The following is a 16,273-nucleotide window of genomic DNA, read 5'->3' as shown; positions in this document are numbered from 1 at the left end:
GTCTAATATTGGATTAAAAGTCTCGTGAAACTTTGGTAATTCTAAATTCATTGAATAAAAGTATTTACAAAAAAACAAATATACCTTTTTCCGCTTTACTATTTTTCAAATTTTCAAATCAACACATCGTCAAATCAATAAAATTTTTTATTTTTGAATTATTAAACGCCAAAAAAAAATATTTATGTACACGCCAATCAATCAGTGGGCTGAAGATGATCGTCCACGTGAAAAATTACTTCTAAAAGGTAAATCTGCCTTGTCTGATTCAGAGTTGTTAGCTATTTTAATTGGTTCTGGTTCAAGAAACGAATCGGCAGTTCAGTTATGTCAACGCATTTTAAAATCGGTGGATAACAATCTAAATCAATTAGGAAAATTAACAGTTGCTCAATTAACTCCATTCAAAGGGATAGGGGAGGCAAAAGCTATTTCGATTGTAGCTGCACTTGAGTTGGGTAGAAGAAGAAGGGCAGAAGAGTCGACTCAATTAAAGCAAATCACCTCTAGTAAATCCGTATTCGAAATGATGCAGCCTATAATTGGTGAATTACCCCATGAAGAATTTTGGGTGTTGTATCTTAATAATTCAAACAAAGTAATACAAAAAACTCAAGTTAGTAAAGGTGGATTAACAGGAACTTTGGTCGATATAAGATTGGTTTTTAAAACAGCTATTGAACATCATGCAGTGGCGGCCATTTTATGTCATAATCATCCCTCAGGAAAATTACAAGCTAGTGAGCCAGATAAGCAAATTACACAAAAGTTGAAAACTGCTGGAGCAACTTTAGATGTCCAAATTTTAGATCATGTTATTGTAACTGAACACGGTTATTTTAGTTTTCAAGATGAAGGGATATTTTAAATTTCTTTTAAGAAATAATTTGTTTCGTTTTAGTATCTTGCAACACCAATGAAAAAATAGACGATGATTAGTACTAAAAATATTATTTTCTCTTATAACAATGACCAAATATTTCATATGCCTGATATTTTTTGTCAAGCGGGAAATACCTTATTGGTGACAGGTAATTCAGGAAAAGGTAAAACTACTTATTTGCACATTTTAGCTGGTTTATTAAAACCTACTTCAGGTGAAATAGTAATTGATGGTAAAGATATTGTTAGTTTTTCTGAAAGTGAAGCCGATAAATATCGTGGAAAACATATTGGTGTAGTATTCCAAAAATCATATTTTATTGCCGCATTGACTGTTTTAGAAAATTTGGAAATGGCCAGTTGGCTAGCTACGGGAAAAAAGCATTCAAAACGCGCAAAAGATTTGTTAGCAAAATTAGATATAGCAGATCAGGCAAACAAACTTCCTTCACAGTTAAGTATTGGTCAGCAACAGCGTGTTTCAATTGCTCGTGCTTTAATGAATGAACCTAAAGTGTTGTTGGCAGACGAACCAACGTCGAGTTTAGATGATAATAATGCAGAAAAAGTAATTCAATTATTAGAAACACTTTCTAAAGAATACAAAGCCGCTTTGATTATTGTGACACACGATTCGAGAATAAAACAAACATTTACTAACCAAATTACAATGATATGATTGGGAAATTAGCTTGGAGAAATGTTTGGTTTAAACCGTTGAATACAATTTTGAGTATTTTATTGCTAACAGCTAGTGTTGCTATAATTACGGTTCTAATATTAGTTGAAAAACAGTTTGAGGAAAAATACCAAAGTAATTTAGATGGTGTTGATGTTGTGCTTGGTGCACAAGGGAGCCCGTTACAATTGGTTTTGTCTTCTGTATATCAGGTAGATGATCCAACGGGAAATATTAATTATGATTCGGCTAAGGTGTGGATGCGACATCCTTATGTGAAAAAAGCAATTCCACTAGCATTTGGAGATAATTATTTGGGGTATAAAATTGTGGGTACCACGTCCGACTATATTGAGAAATATCAAGCTAAGTTTGATCAAGGTAGGGCATTTTCAAAGAATTTTGACGTTGTAGTTGGTTCGGAAATCGCTTCTAAATTAAATTTACAATTAGGAACTACATTCAAAGGAACTCATGGAAGTGCCGCAGAAGGCGAAGTACATGAGCACGGAGAATACGTGGTAGTAGGTATTCTAAAACCAACGGGAAAAGTAATTGATAATTTGATTTTATCGAATATTCCTTCAGTTTGGCAAATGCATCATCATGAAGAAAATACTAGTGTTGAAAATCCAGCTCATGGTGAAGAAGGACATGTGCATGAAGAAGGTGATGAACACCAGCATGTGCATACAGATGCTTGTAATCATGAACATGAAGAAACTGATTTAACAATAGATGAACCAGGTATGGAAATTACCTCGGTTTTAGTTGAATTTAGAAATAAAATGGGGGTTTTTGTTTGGCCACGATTGATTGCGCAAAATACTAAAATGCAAGCCGCATTACCTACCTATCAAATGAATCGTTTGTTCGAACTTTTTGGTGTAGGTTTAAATGCTTTACGCTATTTGGCAATCGGAATAATGTTGATTTCTGGGATTTCAATTTTTATTGCTTTATTCAATACATTAAAAGAAAGAAAAGCTGAATTTGCTCTAATGCGAGTTAATGGAGCACATCGTTTGCAATTATTTTTAGTTGTGCTTTTTGAAAGTATGCTTTTATGTATTGTGGGTTATTTTTTTGGTACAATTTTAGGTAGGTTAGGATTGGTTTGGTTGTCACAAGCCTCTGAGTCTGATTTTAAATTAGGTTTTAACCCCATGGAAATTATTTGGGACAAAGAAACAGTTCTTTTTGGATTAACCTTATTTGTTGGATTTATTGCAGCATTGATTCCAGCAATAAAAGCTTATACATTAAATATTTCAAAAACATTAGCAAATGCATAACACAATCAAATTTATAATAGCCTTTTCGATAGGTCTGTTATTGTTTAGTTTTCAAAATCAATCAGTAGTTAAGTCTTATCCGATTACTAAAAATACTTCAGTTGCATCGGATACATTAACTTGGAAATTATTAGGAGAAATTAAATACATAAGAAAAAAACACGCTTCTTATGGTGAAGTAGATTTTCCATTGGTAAACACTAAACTCAAGAAAATGCAAAGTAAGCAAGTAGTAATTAGTGGTTTTGTTGTGCCAATCGACAATAAAAATTATGCCCTAAGTAAGAATGTATTTGCTGCTTGTTTCTTTTGTGGAAAATCGGGTCCAGAAACAATTGTAGGTCTTAAATTTAAAGGAGCTACACCAAAATTAAAAACGGATACTTATTTAACCATAAAAGGTACTTTTAAGTATAATGAAACGGATGTTGAAAATTGGATTTACAACATGGATCAAGTGGAAATAGTAGCTGGAAGATAAATTGAAACATTTAAAACACATATTTTTTGATTTAGATCATACTTTGTGGGACTTTGAAAAAAATTCGGCTTTAGCTTTTGAACGAATTTTTGAAGAAAATAAAGTTGCTGTTGAAGTTGCTGATTTTATGACAGTTTACAATCCAATCAATCAAGATTATTGGAAATTATATCAAGTCAATCGAGTTTCTCATCAAGAATTAAGATATGGTCGATTAAAAGACACATTTGATGTTTTAGGTTATTCTATTAAAGATGAATTGATTAATCAATTTTCAGATGATTTTATTGCCTATTTACCTTTGAATAATCATCTTATTGAAGGCACGATTGATACATTGAATTATTTGAGAGATAAGTATACTTTACATATTATTACTAATGGATTTGCTCATGTGCAAGAGACTAAAATGACCAATTCTAATCTTGTTTCTTATTTTAAAACCATAACTAATTCAGAAATGGCTGGGAATAAAAAACCTCATGCTTCTATTTTTGATTTTGCACTTAATTTAGCTCAGGCAAATAAAAATGAAAGTGTAATGATTGGAGATAGTTGGGAAGCAGATGTTATGGGAGCTTTAGATTATGGAATGCAAGCTATCTATTTTAATCCAGAAAGAAGTGTAATACACAAATCCGTTGTTGAGATTTCAAAATTAATTGAATTAAAATCTATTTTATAAAATGAAAAATGTTGTAACCTTTATTATTATACTTTTTGTAACTATTCTCAAAGCTCAAACAAAGCAATCTATATTAATTAGTCACAAATATGATTTTCAAAAAGAAGCAGATTCATATAATATAAATAATATGTTTAAAGGTGTTTTGATGTCTTCTTTTGAGGTGTATTTTGAAGAGGAGGAATTGCCTATAGAAATAGCCCAAAATAGATGTCATGCCGTTAAAGCGGAACTAATTGATAGAAGTAATTTTTTAGTAACAAGGTTAAAGTTTGTTATTAAAGATTGTCAAAATAAAATTTTATTTGAAAGTAATGAGGTAAAGTCAACAGACAAGAGTACACAAATGGGATACATAGAAACAATCAAGATGTTAGGACCTGAAGTAAAAAGATATATAGCTACAAAAGGACTAGATAAAAAAACAGCTGAATCTATAAATATTCAAAGTATGCCAAATGAAAAGGTGGTAACAGAAGTGACAAAAAATAAGTTGTTAGAAATTCAAAATGGTTTTGCTGTTCTAGATGCAGCACAAAAAGTAATTCTACAAATTTACAAGACTTCGGTTCAGGATTTTTTTATAGCCGATAAATTTGGTAAGAAAGGTGTTTTTTATAAAAAAGAAAATAAATGGTATTTTGAATATTATGAAAATGATAAATTAATTAAAGAAGAGTTCGTGTTCTAACACAAACTCTTCTTTAATATCCATATTTGTCCTTCCATCTGTTTTTTAGAAATTGACGTAATTCTCTTTCTCTAGCATTTTCACCGGGTTCAAAAAATTTGGTTTCAGCTAATTCATCAGGAAGGAATTCTTGTTCAGTGAAATTGTTTGGGAAATCGTGTGAATATTTGTATTCCTCACCATATCCTAGTTCTTTCATTAATTTTGTTGGTGCATTTCTTAAATGTAGGGGAACAGATAAATCTCCTGTTTGTTTTACAATTTGTTGTGCTTTACCAATAGCCATATAACTTGCATTACTTTTGGCAGAGGTCGCTAAATAAATTGCGCATTGACTTAAAATAATTCTGCTTTCTGGATATCCAATAGTTGCTACTGCTTGGAAGGTATTGTTGGCCATAATTAAAGCCGTTGGATTAGCATTTCCAATATCTTCACTGGCTAAAATTAATAGTCGGCGGGCTATAAATTTTACATCTTCACCACCCTCAATCATTCGAGCCAACCAATATACAGCGCCATTTGGATCACTCCCACGAATAGATTTGATAAAAGCTGAAACAATATCATAATGTTGCTCACCAGTTTTGTCATATAAGACCGTGTTTTTTTGAACCAATTGCATTACTTTTTCATTAGTAATTTCAATTTTATCTTCCGAAAGGGCATTGACAACCAATTCAAAGATATTCAACAACTTTCTACCGTCACCCCCTGATAACCTTAATAAGGCCTCAGTTTCTTTTAAAACAATTTTTTTTGTTCTTAAAATTTCATCTGTTTGAATGGCTCTGTGTAATATAGCTTCTAGATCCTCCTTTGTAAATGCATTTAAAATGTAAACCTGACATCTTGACAATAACGCCGGGATAACTTCAAAACTGGGGTTTTCTGTGGTGGCACCAATTAAAGTAATCCATCCTTTCTCTACTGCAGCTAATAAGGAATCTTGTTGTGATTTACTAAAACGATGAATCTCATCAATAAATAATATAGGGTTTTTAGTAGTAAACATCCCTCCACTGTTTTTTGCTTTATCCAATACTTCTCGTATGTCTTTTACGCCACTATTGATAGCACTTAATTCATAAAAAGGGCGATTGCTTTCTTGAGCCATAATTTGAGCTAATGTCGTTTTTCCTGTACCTGGTGGCCCCCATAGAATTAAGCTAGGAATGATGCCTCGCTCTATTTGTAATGTTAATGATCCATTTTCACCTACTAAGTGTGACTGACTAATGTATTCATTCAAGTTTTTAGGTCGGATACGTTCGGCTAATGGGATATTCATGATATGCTATTTTTCAATTACAAAGGTATTTAATATTTTTATGTTCTCTAATACATCTGACAAAATAGCGTAAAACAAAAAATGGCTTTACTTTTGAGTAATTTGATATATGCACTTACATTCATCTATAGATAAAAACTTTTATTTTTCACCTTCGGTTGTAATTGTTCCGTTGTTTTTTGTACTTCTTATGTGGTTGGGCTTTTATATTGATTTTAAATGGATTCCCCAATTATATGAATTCGGAATTTTGCCAAAAACAGTTAAAGGATTACGCGGTATACCTCTCCATGTTTTTATTCATGGTGATTTTAAGCATTTACTTAATAATTCTTTTCCAGTTTTTTTTCTAATAATGGCGTTGTGTTATTTCTATCGAAATCAATTTTGGAAGGTATTGGTTTTAGGAATCCTGTTTTCCGGATTAGGAACTTGGCTGTTAGGTAGAAATAGTTACCATATTGGTGCTAGTGGACTTATTTATTGTTTAGTAAGTTTTATGTTTTTTAAAGGAATTATGACTAAATATTTTCGTTTGGTCGCCTTATCATTAACGATTGTTATATTATATGGGGGAATTCTATGGTTTATGTTTCCAAGTGAGCATGTAGCTAAAGAGGGCATTTCATGGGAAGCGCACTTTGCAGGATTCATAGTTGGTGTGCTGTTTAGTATTATTGTCAAAACGCCTCAATTTGAAAAACCAATATATTACGATTGGGAGCACCCTGATTTTGATCCAAGTCAAACTCCTTTTTTCAAACAATTTGACGCAAATGGTAATTTTATCAATCCTCCTAAACCAGAAATTAATGAAGAGATAAAATCTGAAGTAGAAGGTTATTTTACTTCTTCAGTTAGAGTAATTTATGAGTTTTTGGGTAAGAAAAATTGATTGTATTTTAAAATTGGCGTTATGCCTTATTGATAAATTATTTAACTAATTCGCTGTCTCACGGCTTCATATAAAAAAGCACCACAAGCTACTGATACATTTAAAGATTCTATTGTGCCATACATAGGTAGTTTGGCTTTTTCGTCTACAATCTTTAATACAGATGGATTAACCCCCCGTTCTTCATTGCCCATTATAATAGCAACAGGTGCAGAAAAATCTATGTCATAAATATTATGGTCTGTTTTTTCAGTGGCGGCTACGGTTTTAATACCGCTTCCTTGCAAATGGAAGATGGCATCTTTAATGTGGTCTACTTTACAAATGGGAACATTAAAAACAGCTCCCGCTGAAGTTTTAACTGTATCGCCATTTACAGGGGCACTTCCTTGTTTTTGGATAATAATACCGTCTACGCCTGTGCATTCAGCTGTTCTTATTATAGCTCCAAAATTACGAGCGTCAGATAGTTGATCTAAAATTAAAAATAAAGGATTTTCTTTTTTAGCTAAAGTCGATTCGATCAATTCTTCTAAGTCAATGAAACCAATCGGCGAGATAGTGGCTACTGCTCCTTGGTGATTCATAGAAGTCATTCGGTTTAATTTTTCAACTGGAACATAACTAAAATTGATGTTTTTAGCTTTTATCACTTTGTTTAATTCACGCATCAAATCACCTTGGGCTTCTTTGTGAATAAATACTTTGTCAATAACCGTTCCTGATTGAATAGCTTCAATAATGGCTCTAATTCCGAATATTTGATTGTCGTTCTTCATGCTGCAAAGATAAAGTAAAGTTTAAAGTTTGAAGTTGAAACGTTAAAGTTTTTTAAATTAGACTTAAAAAGTAGTTTTAAAACTCACTTGTACAATCGAATTAGAAAGTTTAATTGCTTGTCCGTTTGATGAACCATTGGCATAAACTAAATTGAAAACACCTCCTTTGTTGAGTAATCCAAGCCCAAAGCCAAAGCCATAAAGGTTAGAAGATGTAGTATTTGCTTTGTCTTGAAAATAACCAAAGTCGGTAATTGTATGTACATATAAATTAGAAGCTACTATATACCTATATTCTGCAAAAATACCGCCAAAAATATTGCCTTGTAAACTGTTTTCGTTAAAACCACGTATGGATTTTATACCTCCAAATCGGTACAATTCATTAGTGTAATAGTCTGGACTTTGTAGGTAATACAAATCTGATTTTAAATGAATGTAATTTTTTGTGTTAAGAGGTAAGAGTTGCAAGGCTTGAATTTGTCCAAAAAATTGATTTGATTTTTCACTTGACAGTGTTCGGCTTCCTATACCAAATTTCGTCAGTAGATAAAATTGTTCAGGAAATAAATCATTTTCATAATTATTTTTTCTATGCTCAAAAGTTGTAGTATAAAAACTTGATTTTAAATCTTTAATTGTTGAAGTGCTTACTTTCTGAATTGCCTCTGAAGTATTGTCTTTTATTCCCAAATAAACTTTGGTGTTATATCGAATCATATAGCCTAAGTCTAAATCGAAACTGCTGTTTTGAAAAATGGTATCTTGTTTGAAGATTTTCAAATTACCTTTTATAGCTACAGGGCTTTGAAAGACATAAGCTAAGTCTAAGTTTACATTAAATGTGCTTTGTTTATTTCCGTCGTTTTTCCAATATAAGTTAAAACGTTCGCCTGAATTTAAATTGTTGAATAAGTTTAAGTCTAGGTATCCATTAAATTGCAATTTTTGTTTTTCTTCATTGGTTCCAAAACCTATAAAGCCATCAAAGCTGTTGTTTTTTCTTTTTTCTAAATAAATGTAAACTTGGGTAGAGTCCTTTGTTAGTAATACTTCGGGGAATTTAGGTTGGATTACAAACGGTAGAGTATTGAAATCGCGATTGATGTTTTTAACTAATTCCTGATTAAAAGGCTTTTGCTTGTATTTGCGTTCATATACTTTTTTTACGCCTTTCGGAAAATTATCATAACCTTTAAAAACAAGCGAATTGATTTTTCTAATTATATTTAAATCAACAATTAAAAAAGCCTGAAGTTGGTTGTTTTCTTGTGTAAAGTTTTCTAAACGTAATTTAGCTAAGGCATATCCTTTTCGTTCTAGTATAGCTAATTGCGTGTTTAAAAAAGATTCGGTTTCGGAAATAAGAACTATTCTGTCTGTAGTTAGTCCTAAAGTGGATTTTATTTCTTCAGTAAGTAGATCTGTTTTGATTTTTAGATTTTGAGTTTTAGTTCCAAGGGAGTAATAAAATACAAAAGTAGAATCGTTTGCTTTTTTGTTTTTTAATAGTTGTGAGGCTAAAAATCCAGCTTGAGTTAATTGGTTTCCTAAGGATTTATTTTCGTCAATAATGGATTGAACACTAGTGTGTTTTTTGGTATAACCAATGCTGTCTAAAACTTTTGTTTCATTGAGGGAAGAACCTTCCGCTTTGAGATAAAAGTTTTGACTCCAGCTAAGAGAAGTAATAAAAAGAAAAATAATCCCTTTCCAATTCATGCAGTAAATATAACGTATTTTGTGGTTTTTAATTGCGTAATGTTGTTATATATAGTTTCTAAGGGGATTGAGTTAAATTAAAGTTAGGTTAAAGGAGTTAAAAATTAATAAATTAACTACCTCAAAATAAAATAATTAAATTTCATTTGGATTGTAAAAAATAATTTTTACTTTTGCATCCCCTAAAATAGGGTAATTAAAACAAGTATTAATTTATTAGTAATTATGCCAACAATTCAACAATTAGTAAGAACTGGAAGAGCCAAAATAACTAAGAAGAGCAAATCGGCTGCTTTAGATTCTTGTCCTCAAAGAAGAGGTGTTTGTACGCGTGTTTACACTACTACGCCAAAAAAACCAAACTCTGCAATGCGTAAAGTTGCAAGGGTACGTTTAACAAATGGTAATGAAGTGAATGCTTACATCCCAGGTGAAGGACACAATTTACAAGAGCACTCGATAGTATTAGTTAGAGGTGGAAGGGTAAAAGATTTACCAGGAGTTAGATACCACATCGTTCGTGGTGCGTTAGACACAGCAGGAGTTAAAGACCGTACTCAAAGAAGATCTAAGTATGGTGCAAAACGTCCTAAAGTTGCTGCAAAATAATTAATGTTTAACGTAAACTAAAAAAGAAAAGAAATGAGAAAAAGACAGGCCAAAAAAAGACCTCTTTTACCAGATCCGAAATTTAACGATCAGTTAGTAACACGTTTTGTTAACAACTTAATGTGGGATGGTAAAAAATCAGTAGCTTTTAAAGTGTTTTATGATGCATTAGATATCGTAGAAGCTAAAAAGCAAGATGCTGAAAAATCATCATTAGAAATTTGGAAAGATGCATTAACAAATGTTATGCCTCATGTTGAAGTACGTTCTCGTCGTGTAGGAGGTGCTACTTTTCAAATTCCAATGCAAATTCGTCCAGATAGAAAAATTTCTATGGCAATGAAATGGATGATTCTTTATGCTAGAAGAAGAAATGAAAAATCTATGGCAGGAAAACTAGCTTCTGAAATTTTAGCTGCTGCTAAAGAAGAAGGTGCTGCTGTGAAGAAAAGAATGGATACTCACAAAATGGCAGAGGCTAACAAAGCATTCTCTCACTTTAGATTTTAATTCATAAGAAATGGCTAGAGATTTAAAATTTACTAGAAATATTGGTATTGCCGCTCATATTGATGCTGGTAAAACTACGACTACAGAACGTATTTTATATTATACGGGTAAGTCACATAAAATTGGTGAAGTTCACGACGGTGCTGCAACAATGGACTGGATGGCGCAAGAGCAAGAAAGAGGTATTACTATTACTTCTGCTGCTACAACTTGTACATGGAACTTCCCGACAGAGCAGGGTAAAAATTTACCTGAAACTCAAGGGTACCATTTTAATATCATCGATACTCCGGGACACGTTGACTTTACAGTTGAGGTTAATCGTTCATTACGTGTATTAGATGGTTTAGTATTCTTGTTTTCTGCGGTAGACGGAGTTGAGCCTCAATCTGAAACAAATTGGAGATTAGCTGACCAATATAGAGTTCCTCGTATGGGATTCGTTAACAAGATGGACCGTCAAGGGTCTAACTTTTTAGCGGTTTGTCAGCAAGTTAAAGACATGTTGAAATCTAACGCCGTGCCAATTGTATTGCCTATTGGTGAAGAGGCGGATTTCAAAGGTGTTGTTGACTTAATCAAAAATCAAGCTATTGTATGGCATGATGAAACTCAAGGTGCTACATTTGACATCGTTGAGATTCCTGCTGATATGTTAGATGAGGTAAAACAATATCGTTCTCAATTAATCGAGGAAATTGCATCTTATGATGAAAATTTACTTGAGAAATATATGGAGGATGAGAATTCAATTACTGAAGACGAAATCAATACAGCTTTACGTGCTGCTACAATTGATATGGCTATCATTCCAATGTTGTGTGGATCTTCGTTCAAAAACAAAGGAGTTCAGTTTATGTTAGATGCAGTTTGTAAATATTTACCATCTCCTTTAGATAAAGAAGGTATCGAAGGTATACATCCTGATGATGCAGATTTATTAGAAGAAGATCAAAAGAAAATTTTACGTAAACCAGATGTAAAAGAGCCGTTTGCTGCTCTAGCATTTAAAATTGCTACTGACCCTTATGTAGGTCGTTTAGCTTTCTTCCGTGCTTATTCTGGTCGTTTAGATGCAGGTTCTTATATCTTAAATACTCGTTCTGGAAACAAAGAGCGTATTTCTCGTATCTATCAAATGCACGCTAATAAACAAAATCCTATCGAATATATTGAGGCAGGTGATATTGGTGCAGCAGTTGGATTTAAAGATATTAAAACTGGGGATACTATGTGTGATGAAAAACACCCAATTATCCTTGAGTCTATGAAATTCCCTGATCCAGTAATTGGTATCGCTATTGAGCCAAAAACTAAAGCTGACGTTGATAAAATGGGTATGGCTCTAGCTAAATTAGCTGAAGAAGATCCAACGTTTACTGTAAGAACAGATGAGGCTTCAGGTCAAACAATCATCTCTGGTATGGGTGAGTTGCACTTAGATATCTTAGTTGATCGTATGAAACGTGAATTCAAAGTTGAGGTTAACCAAGGGGAGCCACAAGTTGAGTACAAAGAAGCTTTCACAAGAACTGCAGAACATAGAGAAGTTTATAAAAAGCAATCTGGAGGTCGTGGTAAATTTGGTGATATCGTATTCCGTTTAGAGCCTGCAGACGAAGGATTTGTTGGATTACAATTCGCTAACGAGGTAAAAGGTGGTAATGTACCTAGAGAGTATATTCCTGCTGTTGAAAAAGGATTTAAAGAGGCTATGAAGTCTGGTCCTTTAGCTGGTTATGCAGTTGATAGTTTAAAAGTTACTTTATTAGATGGTTCTTATCACCCAGTTGACTCGGATGCATTATCTTTCGAATTAGCTGCTAAATTAGGTTATAAAGAAGTAGCTAAAGCTGCTGGAGCTGTAATCTTAGAACCTATCATGAAATTAGAAGTTATCACTCCAGAAGAAAATATGGGAGATATTGTAGGTGACTTAAATAGAAGAAGAGGACAAGTGAATGATATGGGTGACCGTTCAGGATCTAAAGTGATTAAAGCTCACGTGCCTTTATCAGAAATGTTTGGTTATGTAACTACATTAAGAACATTGTCATCAGGTCGTGCAACTTCAACTATGGAGTTCTCTCACTATGAGCAAACACCTTCTAATATTTCAGAAGAGGTAATTAAAAAAGCAAAAGGTAACGCTTAATTTTTAACAAGATGAGTCAAAAAATTAGAATAAAATTAAAGTCATACGATCATAACTTAGTTGATAAATCAGCTGAGAAAATCGTTAAAACTGTAAAAAGTACAGGTGCAGTTGTAACTGGTCCTATTCCGTTACCTACGCACAAAAGAATTTTCACAGTATTACGTTCTCCACACGTAAACAAAAAATCAAGAGAGCAATTCGAATTAAGTTCTTATAAGAGATTATTAGATATCTATTCTTCTTCTTCTAAGACTATTGATGCTCTAATGAAATTGGAATTACCAAGTGGAGTTGAAGTAGAAATTAAAGTTTAAGTTTCTAGCTTTAGATATACAAATTAAAACCGAGCAAAGCGCTCGGTTTTTTTATTTGAATGTGTAATAAAATATTGTTTTTAAAAAAGTTAGCAAAATAGTTTTGTTACTAACTTTTTAATTTCTATATTTGCACGCTCAAAAAAATGGCTACATATGCCATTGAGAATCAATGTTTAATTAATTAATAAGTTTTTATGTCTGGGTTAATCGGAAGAAAAATCGGTATGACTAGTATCTTTGACGAGAATGGAAAGAATATTCCATGTACTGTTATTGAGGCTGGTCCATGCGTTGTTACCCAAGTCAGAACCAATGAGGTTGACGGGTATGAAGCTCTGCAACTTGGTTTCGATGACAAAACTGAAAAGCATACAGTAAAAGCTGAAGCAGGTCATTTTGCTAAAGCAGGAACGGTTGCTAAGAAGAAAGTTGTTGAATTCCAAGGATTTGAGGCAGAGTACAAATTAGGTGATGTAATCAATGTTGATTTATTTGCTGAAGGAGAATTTGTAGATGTTTTAGGTGTGTCTAAAGGTAAAGGTTTCCAAGGTGTTGTTAAACGTCATGGATTCGGTGGTGTTGGTCAATCAACTCACGGTCAGCACAACCGTTTAAGAGCGCCAGGTTCTGTTGGTGCTTCGTCTTATCCATCTAGAGTGTTCAAAGGTATGAGAATGGCCGGAAGAACAGGAGGAGAAAATGTAACAGTTCAAAACCTTAGAGTTTTAAAAGTGGTTGCTGATAAAAATCTTTTAGTAGTTAAAGGATGTGTTCCAGGTCACAAAAACTCTTATGTAATCATTCAGAAGTAATGGAAGTAAAAGTTTTAGATATCAACGGAAAAGATACAGGTCGTAAAGTACAACTTTCTGACTCTGTTTTCGCAATTGAGCCTAATAACCATGCTATCTATTTAGATGTTAAGCAGTACTTGGCAAATCAAAGACAAGGTACTCATAAGTCTAAAGAAAGAAACGAAGTAGCAGGAAGTACTAGAAAAATTAAAAAACAAAAAGGTACAGGTACAGCTCGTGCAGGAAGTGTTAAGTCTCCTGTGTTTGTTGGTGGGGGTAGAATTTTTGGTCCAAGACCAAGAAACTATTCTTTCAAATTAAATAAGAATTTAAAAAGATTAGCTCGTAAATCTGCTTTGTCGTTAAAAGCCAATGAGAATAATCTAGTAGTAGTAGAAGATTTTAACTTTGAAACTCCAAACACTAAAAATTTCATTAACGTATTGAAAGCTTTAGGGTTAGAGAATAAAAAATCTTTATTCGTGTTGGGTGATACAAATAAAAATGTATATTTGTCGTCACGCAATTTAAAATCATCTTCTGTTGTAACTAACTCAGAATTAAGTACTTATACTATTTTAAATACAAATAGCTTGGTATTATTTGAAGGTGCGGTAGAAGGAATTGAAGCTAATTTAAGTAAATAATTTAGATTATGAGCGTTATTATCAAACCTATCATAACTGAAAAAATCACTAAAGATGGTGAAATTTTTAACCGTTTTGGTTTTGTAGTTGAAAAAAAAGCAAACAAAGTTGAAATCAAAAAAGCGATTGAAGCTTCTTATGGTGTAACTGTTGTAGCTGTTAATACAATGAACTACAGAGCGGATAGAACTGTTAAATACACTAAAAGTGGATTAATCAGTGGAAAAACAAATGCTTACAAGAAAGCAATTGTTGAAGTTAAAGAAGGTGAAACAATAGATTTTTATACTAATATCTAATAGAAAATGTCAGTTAGAAAATTAAAACCTATTACCCCAGGGCAGCGTTTTAGAGTTGTAAATAGCTTTGACACTATTACAACTGATAAGCCGGAGCGTTCATTAATTGCTCCGAAAAAATCTTCTGGAGGTAGAAATAGTCAAGGAAAGATGACCATGCGTTATACAGGTGGTGGTCATAAACAAAAATATCGTATTATCGATTTTAAAAGAAATAAAGTTGGTGTTCCAGCTGTAGTTAAAACTATCGAATACGATCCAAATCGTTCAGCTTTTATTTCATTATTAGCTTATGCAGATGGTGCTAAAACATACATCATTGCGCAAAACGGTTTAAAAGTAGGACAAACTGTGGTTTCAGGTGAAAATGCAGCTCCAGAAATTGGAAATGCAATGCCTTTAAGCAAAATTCCTCTAGGAACAGTTATTTCATGTATTGAGTTAAGACCTGGACAAGGTGCTATTATTGCTCGTTCAGCAGGTACATTTGCTCAGTTAATGGCAAGAGATGGTAAATATGCTACTATCAAAATGCCTTCAGGAGAAACTAGATTGATTTTATTAACTTGTATGGCTACAATCGGAGCTGTGTCTAACTCAGACCACCAATTAGTAGTTTCAGGTAAAGCAGGTAGATCTAGATGGTTAGGTAGAAGACCGAGAACAAGACCAGTAGCGATGAACCCAGTTGATCACCCAATGGGAGGTGGTGAAGGACGTTCTTCAGGAGGTCACCCACGTTCAAGAAAAGGTTTACCAGCTAAGGGTTATAGAACTCGTGCAAAAGCTAATCCGAGCAACAAGTATATTGTAGAACGTAGAAAGAAATAATTTAAGTAAAACATGGCACGTTCATTAAAGAAAGGTCCTTTCGTTCACTATAAATTAGAGAAAAAGGTACAGGAAAATATCGCAGGTGGAAACAAAAATGTGGTTAAGACTTGGTCAAGAGCATCAATGATTATTCCAGATTTTGTAGGTCAAACAATCGCTGTTCACAATGGTCGCCAATTTGTTCCAGTATACATTACTGAAAACATGGTAGGTCATAAGTTAGGAGAATTTTCACCAACTAGATCTTTTAGAGGTCACGCTGGTGCAAAAAATAAAGGTAAAAAATAATAAGAAGTCATGGGAGTTCGTAAAAGAGAAGCAGCAGAGCAAAGAAAAGAAGCTAATAAGCAAATCGCTTTTGCTAAGTTAAATAACTGCCCTTCTTCACCAAGAAAAATGCGCTTAGTTGCAGACTTAGTAAGAGGTCAGAAAGTAGAAAATGCTCTTAATATATTAAGATTCAGTCAAAAAGAAGCTTCTAGAAAATTAGAAAAATTAGTATTATCAGCTATCGCTAACTGGCAAGCTAAAAATGCTGATGCTAACTTAGAAGAAGCTGGCTTAATTGTAAAAGAGATCAGAGTTGACGGAGGTATGATGTTAAAAAGATTACGTCCCGCTCCTCAAGGTCGTGCACACAGAATTAGAAAACGCTCTAACCACGTTACTGTAGTTTTAGGAGCAAATAATAACACACAAAGCTAA

20 protein-coding genes are annotated in these 16,273 nt (G+C 33.1%); 17 read left to right on the top strand and 3 right to left on the bottom strand.

Annotation, left to right across the window (positions count from 1 at the left end):
• The first annotated feature begins 184 nt into the window (after nucleotides 1–184).
• The 6 genes from radC to QZ824_RS04190 all read left to right on the top strand — a co-directional run bounded on the left by radC (nucleotide 185) and on the right by QZ824_RS04190 (nucleotide 4,713).
• Entirely contained in the window at nucleotides 185–868 is a 684-nt protein-coding gene (gene radC / locus QZ824_RS04215; RefSeq protein WP_291274769.1) for a DNA repair protein RadC, read from the top strand.
• Nucleotides 869–931: 63 nt separating this feature from the next.
• Entirely contained in the window at nucleotides 932–1,561 is a 630-nt protein-coding gene (locus QZ824_RS04210; RefSeq protein WP_291274768.1) for an ABC transporter ATP-binding protein, read from the top strand.
• The gene (locus QZ824_RS04205; RefSeq protein ID WP_291274767.1) at nucleotides 1,558–2,856 is read left to right on the top strand and encodes an FtsX-like permease family protein; all 1,299 of its coding nucleotides are present in this window, start codon (nucleotides 1,558–1,560) and stop codon (nucleotides 2,854–2,856) included. Before QZ824_RS04210 ends, QZ824_RS04205 begins: the two co-directional genes overlap by 4 nt.
• The gene (locus tag QZ824_RS04200; RefSeq protein WP_291274766.1) at nucleotides 2,849–3,337 is read left to right on the top strand and encodes a hypothetical protein; all 489 of its coding nucleotides are present in this window, start codon (nucleotides 2,849–2,851) and stop codon (nucleotides 3,335–3,337) included. The genes QZ824_RS04205 and QZ824_RS04200 overlap by 8 nt, the downstream gene beginning before the upstream one ends.
• A 1-nt stretch (nucleotide 3,338) precedes the next feature.
• Entirely contained in the window at nucleotides 3,339–4,022 is a 684-nt protein-coding gene (locus QZ824_RS04195; RefSeq protein WP_291274765.1) for a YjjG family noncanonical pyrimidine nucleotidase, read from the top strand.
• Nucleotide 4,023: 1 nt separating this feature from the next.
• Nucleotides 4,024–4,713, top strand: a complete 690-nt coding sequence (locus tag QZ824_RS04190; protein ID WP_291274764.1) for a hypothetical protein — start codon at nucleotides 4,024–4,026, stop codon at nucleotides 4,711–4,713.
• Between the two features lie 13 nt (nucleotides 4,714–4,726).
• Here QZ824_RS04190 and QZ824_RS04185 read toward each other — a convergent pair whose 3' ends face one another.
• Nucleotides 4,727–6,004, bottom strand: coding sequence for a replication-associated recombination protein A (locus QZ824_RS04185; RefSeq protein WP_291274763.1), 1,278 nt, complete (start codon nucleotides 6,002–6,004; stop codon nucleotides 4,727–4,729).
• Between the two features lie 109 nt (nucleotides 6,005–6,113).
• Between QZ824_RS04185 and QZ824_RS04180 the strand changes: the two genes are divergently transcribed.
• Complete coding sequence (locus QZ824_RS04180; RefSeq protein ID WP_291274762.1) at nucleotides 6,114–6,899, top strand: rhomboid family intramembrane serine protease; 786 nt, start codon at nucleotides 6,114–6,116, stop codon at nucleotides 6,897–6,899.
• 41 nt (nucleotides 6,900–6,940) lie between these two features.
• Here the strand turns inward: QZ824_RS04180 and rlmB are convergent, their stop codons facing one another.
• Both rlmB and QZ824_RS04170 read right to left on the bottom strand, forming a co-directional pair.
• On the bottom strand, nucleotides 6,941–7,678 hold the full coding sequence (gene rlmB, locus QZ824_RS04175) for a 23S rRNA (guanosine(2251)-2'-O)-methyltransferase RlmB (protein ID WP_291274761.1): 738 nt from the start codon (nucleotides 7,676–7,678) through the stop codon (nucleotides 6,941–6,943).
• Between the two features lie 63 nt (nucleotides 7,679–7,741).
• Nucleotides 7,742–9,400 carry a hypothetical protein gene (locus tag QZ824_RS04170; protein WP_291274760.1) on the bottom strand — a complete coding sequence of 553 codons (1,659 nt, stop codon included), beginning with the start codon at nucleotides 9,398–9,400 and terminating at the stop codon, nucleotides 7,742–7,744.
• Nucleotides 9,401–9,625: 225 nt separating this feature from the next.
• Here QZ824_RS04170 and rpsL point away from each other — a divergent pair, with 225 nt between their 5' ends.
• The 10 genes from rpsL to rplV all read left to right on the top strand — a co-directional run bounded on the left by rpsL (nucleotide 9,626) and on the right by rplV (nucleotide 16,273).
• Nucleotides 9,626–10,009: a 30S ribosomal protein S12 gene (gene rpsL, locus QZ824_RS04165; RefSeq protein ID WP_014387693.1), complete on the top strand. Its 384-nt coding sequence runs from the start codon at nucleotides 9,626–9,628 to the stop codon at nucleotides 10,007–10,009.
• Nucleotides 10,010–10,042: 33 nt separating this feature from the next.
• Nucleotides 10,043–10,519 (top strand): 30S ribosomal protein S7, encoded by a 477-nt coding sequence (rpsG, locus tag QZ824_RS04160; RefSeq protein WP_291274759.1) that lies wholly within the window; start codon nucleotides 10,043–10,045, stop codon nucleotides 10,517–10,519.
• A 10-nt stretch (nucleotides 10,520–10,529) separates the two neighbouring features.
• The gene (gene fusA / locus QZ824_RS04155) at nucleotides 10,530–12,674 is read left to right on the top strand and encodes an elongation factor G (RefSeq protein WP_291274758.1); all 2,145 of its coding nucleotides are present in this window, start codon (nucleotides 10,530–10,532) and stop codon (nucleotides 12,672–12,674) included.
• Nucleotides 12,675–12,685: 11 nt separating this feature from the next.
• Nucleotides 12,686–12,991, top strand: coding sequence for a 30S ribosomal protein S10 (rpsJ, locus tag QZ824_RS04150; protein ID WP_014387696.1), 306 nt, complete (start codon nucleotides 12,686–12,688; stop codon nucleotides 12,989–12,991).
• Nucleotides 12,992–13,188: 197 nt separating this feature from the next.
• Nucleotides 13,189–13,806, top strand: a complete 618-nt coding sequence (gene rplC / locus QZ824_RS04145) for a 50S ribosomal protein L3 (protein WP_291274757.1) — start codon at nucleotides 13,189–13,191, stop codon at nucleotides 13,804–13,806.
• A complete protein-coding gene (rplD, locus tag QZ824_RS04140; protein ID WP_291274756.1) occupies nucleotides 13,806–14,435 on the top strand; it encodes a 50S ribosomal protein L4 in 630 nt (209 codons plus the stop codon). Before rplC ends, rplD begins: the two co-directional genes overlap by 1 nt.
• Before the next feature lie 8 nt (nucleotides 14,436–14,443).
• A complete protein-coding gene (gene rplW / locus QZ824_RS04135) occupies nucleotides 14,444–14,734 on the top strand; it encodes a 50S ribosomal protein L23 (protein WP_291274755.1) in 291 nt (96 codons plus the stop codon).
• 6 nt (nucleotides 14,735–14,740) lie between these two features.
• Nucleotides 14,741–15,565, top strand: a complete 825-nt coding sequence (gene rplB, locus QZ824_RS04130; RefSeq protein WP_014387700.1) for a 50S ribosomal protein L2 — start codon at nucleotides 14,741–14,743, stop codon at nucleotides 15,563–15,565.
• Between the two features lie 12 nt (nucleotides 15,566–15,577).
• Nucleotides 15,578–15,856, top strand: coding sequence for a 30S ribosomal protein S19 (gene rpsS, locus QZ824_RS04125; protein WP_014387701.1), 279 nt, complete (start codon nucleotides 15,578–15,580; stop codon nucleotides 15,854–15,856).
• A gap of 9 nt (nucleotides 15,857–15,865) precedes the next feature.
• Nucleotides 15,866–16,273, top strand: coding sequence for a 50S ribosomal protein L22 (gene rplV, locus QZ824_RS04120; RefSeq protein WP_014387702.1), 408 nt, complete (start codon nucleotides 15,866–15,868; stop codon nucleotides 16,271–16,273).

Source organism: Flavobacterium sp., from assembly GCF_021151785.1.
Taxonomy (GTDB): Bacteria; Bacteroidota; Bacteroidia; order Flavobacteriales; family Flavobacteriaceae; genus Flavobacterium.
The sequence above is the reverse complement of the archived record's forward strand: the minus strand, read 5'-3'. Positions and strand labels throughout refer to the sequence as shown.

Excerpts from the sequence above, each read along its gene's own strand:
- radC (WP_291274769.1), top strand. The coding sequence starts at position 185 with ATGTACACGCCAATCAATCAGTGGGCTGAAGATGATCGTCCACGTGAA.
- QZ824_RS04210 (WP_291274768.1), top strand. The coding sequence starts at position 932 with ATGATTAGTACTAAAAATATTATTTTCTCTTATAACAATGACCAAATA.
- QZ824_RS04205 (WP_291274767.1), top strand. The coding sequence starts at position 1,558 with ATGATTGGGAAATTAGCTTGGAGAAATGTTTGGTTTAAACCGTTGAAT.
- QZ824_RS04200 (WP_291274766.1), top strand. The coding sequence starts at position 2,849 with ATGCATAACACAATCAAATTTATAATAGCCTTTTCGATAGGTCTGTTA.
- QZ824_RS04190 (WP_291274764.1), top strand. The coding sequence starts at position 4,024 with ATGAAAAATGTTGTAACCTTTATTATTATACTTTTTGTAACTATTCTC.
- QZ824_RS04185 (WP_291274763.1), bottom strand. The coding sequence starts at position 6,004 with ATGAATATCCCATTAGCCGAACGTATCCGACCTAAAAACTTGAATGAA.
- QZ824_RS04180 (WP_291274762.1), top strand. The coding sequence starts at position 6,114 with ATGCACTTACATTCATCTATAGATAAAAACTTTTATTTTTCACCTTCG.
- rlmB (WP_291274761.1), bottom strand. The coding sequence starts at position 7,678 with ATGAAGAACGACAATCAAATATTCGGAATTAGAGCCATTATTGAAGCT.
- QZ824_RS04170 (WP_291274760.1), bottom strand. The coding sequence starts at position 9,400 with ATGAATTGGAAAGGGATTATTTTTCTTTTTATTACTTCTCTTAGCTGG.
- rpsL (WP_014387693.1), top strand. The coding sequence starts at position 9,626 with ATGCCAACAATTCAACAATTAGTAAGAACTGGAAGAGCCAAAATAACT.
- rpsG (WP_291274759.1), top strand. The coding sequence starts at position 10,043 with ATGAGAAAAAGACAGGCCAAAAAAAGACCTCTTTTACCAGATCCGAAA.
- fusA (WP_291274758.1), top strand. The coding sequence starts at position 10,530 with ATGGCTAGAGATTTAAAATTTACTAGAAATATTGGTATTGCCGCTCAT.
- rpsJ (WP_014387696.1), top strand. The coding sequence starts at position 12,686 with ATGAGTCAAAAAATTAGAATAAAATTAAAGTCATACGATCATAACTTA.
- rplC (WP_291274757.1), top strand. The coding sequence starts at position 13,189 with ATGTCTGGGTTAATCGGAAGAAAAATCGGTATGACTAGTATCTTTGAC.
- rplD (WP_291274756.1), top strand. The coding sequence starts at position 13,806 with ATGGAAGTAAAAGTTTTAGATATCAACGGAAAAGATACAGGTCGTAAA.
- rplW (WP_291274755.1), top strand. The coding sequence starts at position 14,444 with ATGAGCGTTATTATCAAACCTATCATAACTGAAAAAATCACTAAAGAT.
- rplB (WP_014387700.1), top strand. The coding sequence starts at position 14,741 with ATGTCAGTTAGAAAATTAAAACCTATTACCCCAGGGCAGCGTTTTAGA.
- rpsS (WP_014387701.1), top strand. The coding sequence starts at position 15,578 with ATGGCACGTTCATTAAAGAAAGGTCCTTTCGTTCACTATAAATTAGAG.
- rplV (WP_014387702.1), top strand. The coding sequence starts at position 15,866 with ATGGGAGTTCGTAAAAGAGAAGCAGCAGAGCAAAGAAAAGAAGCTAAT.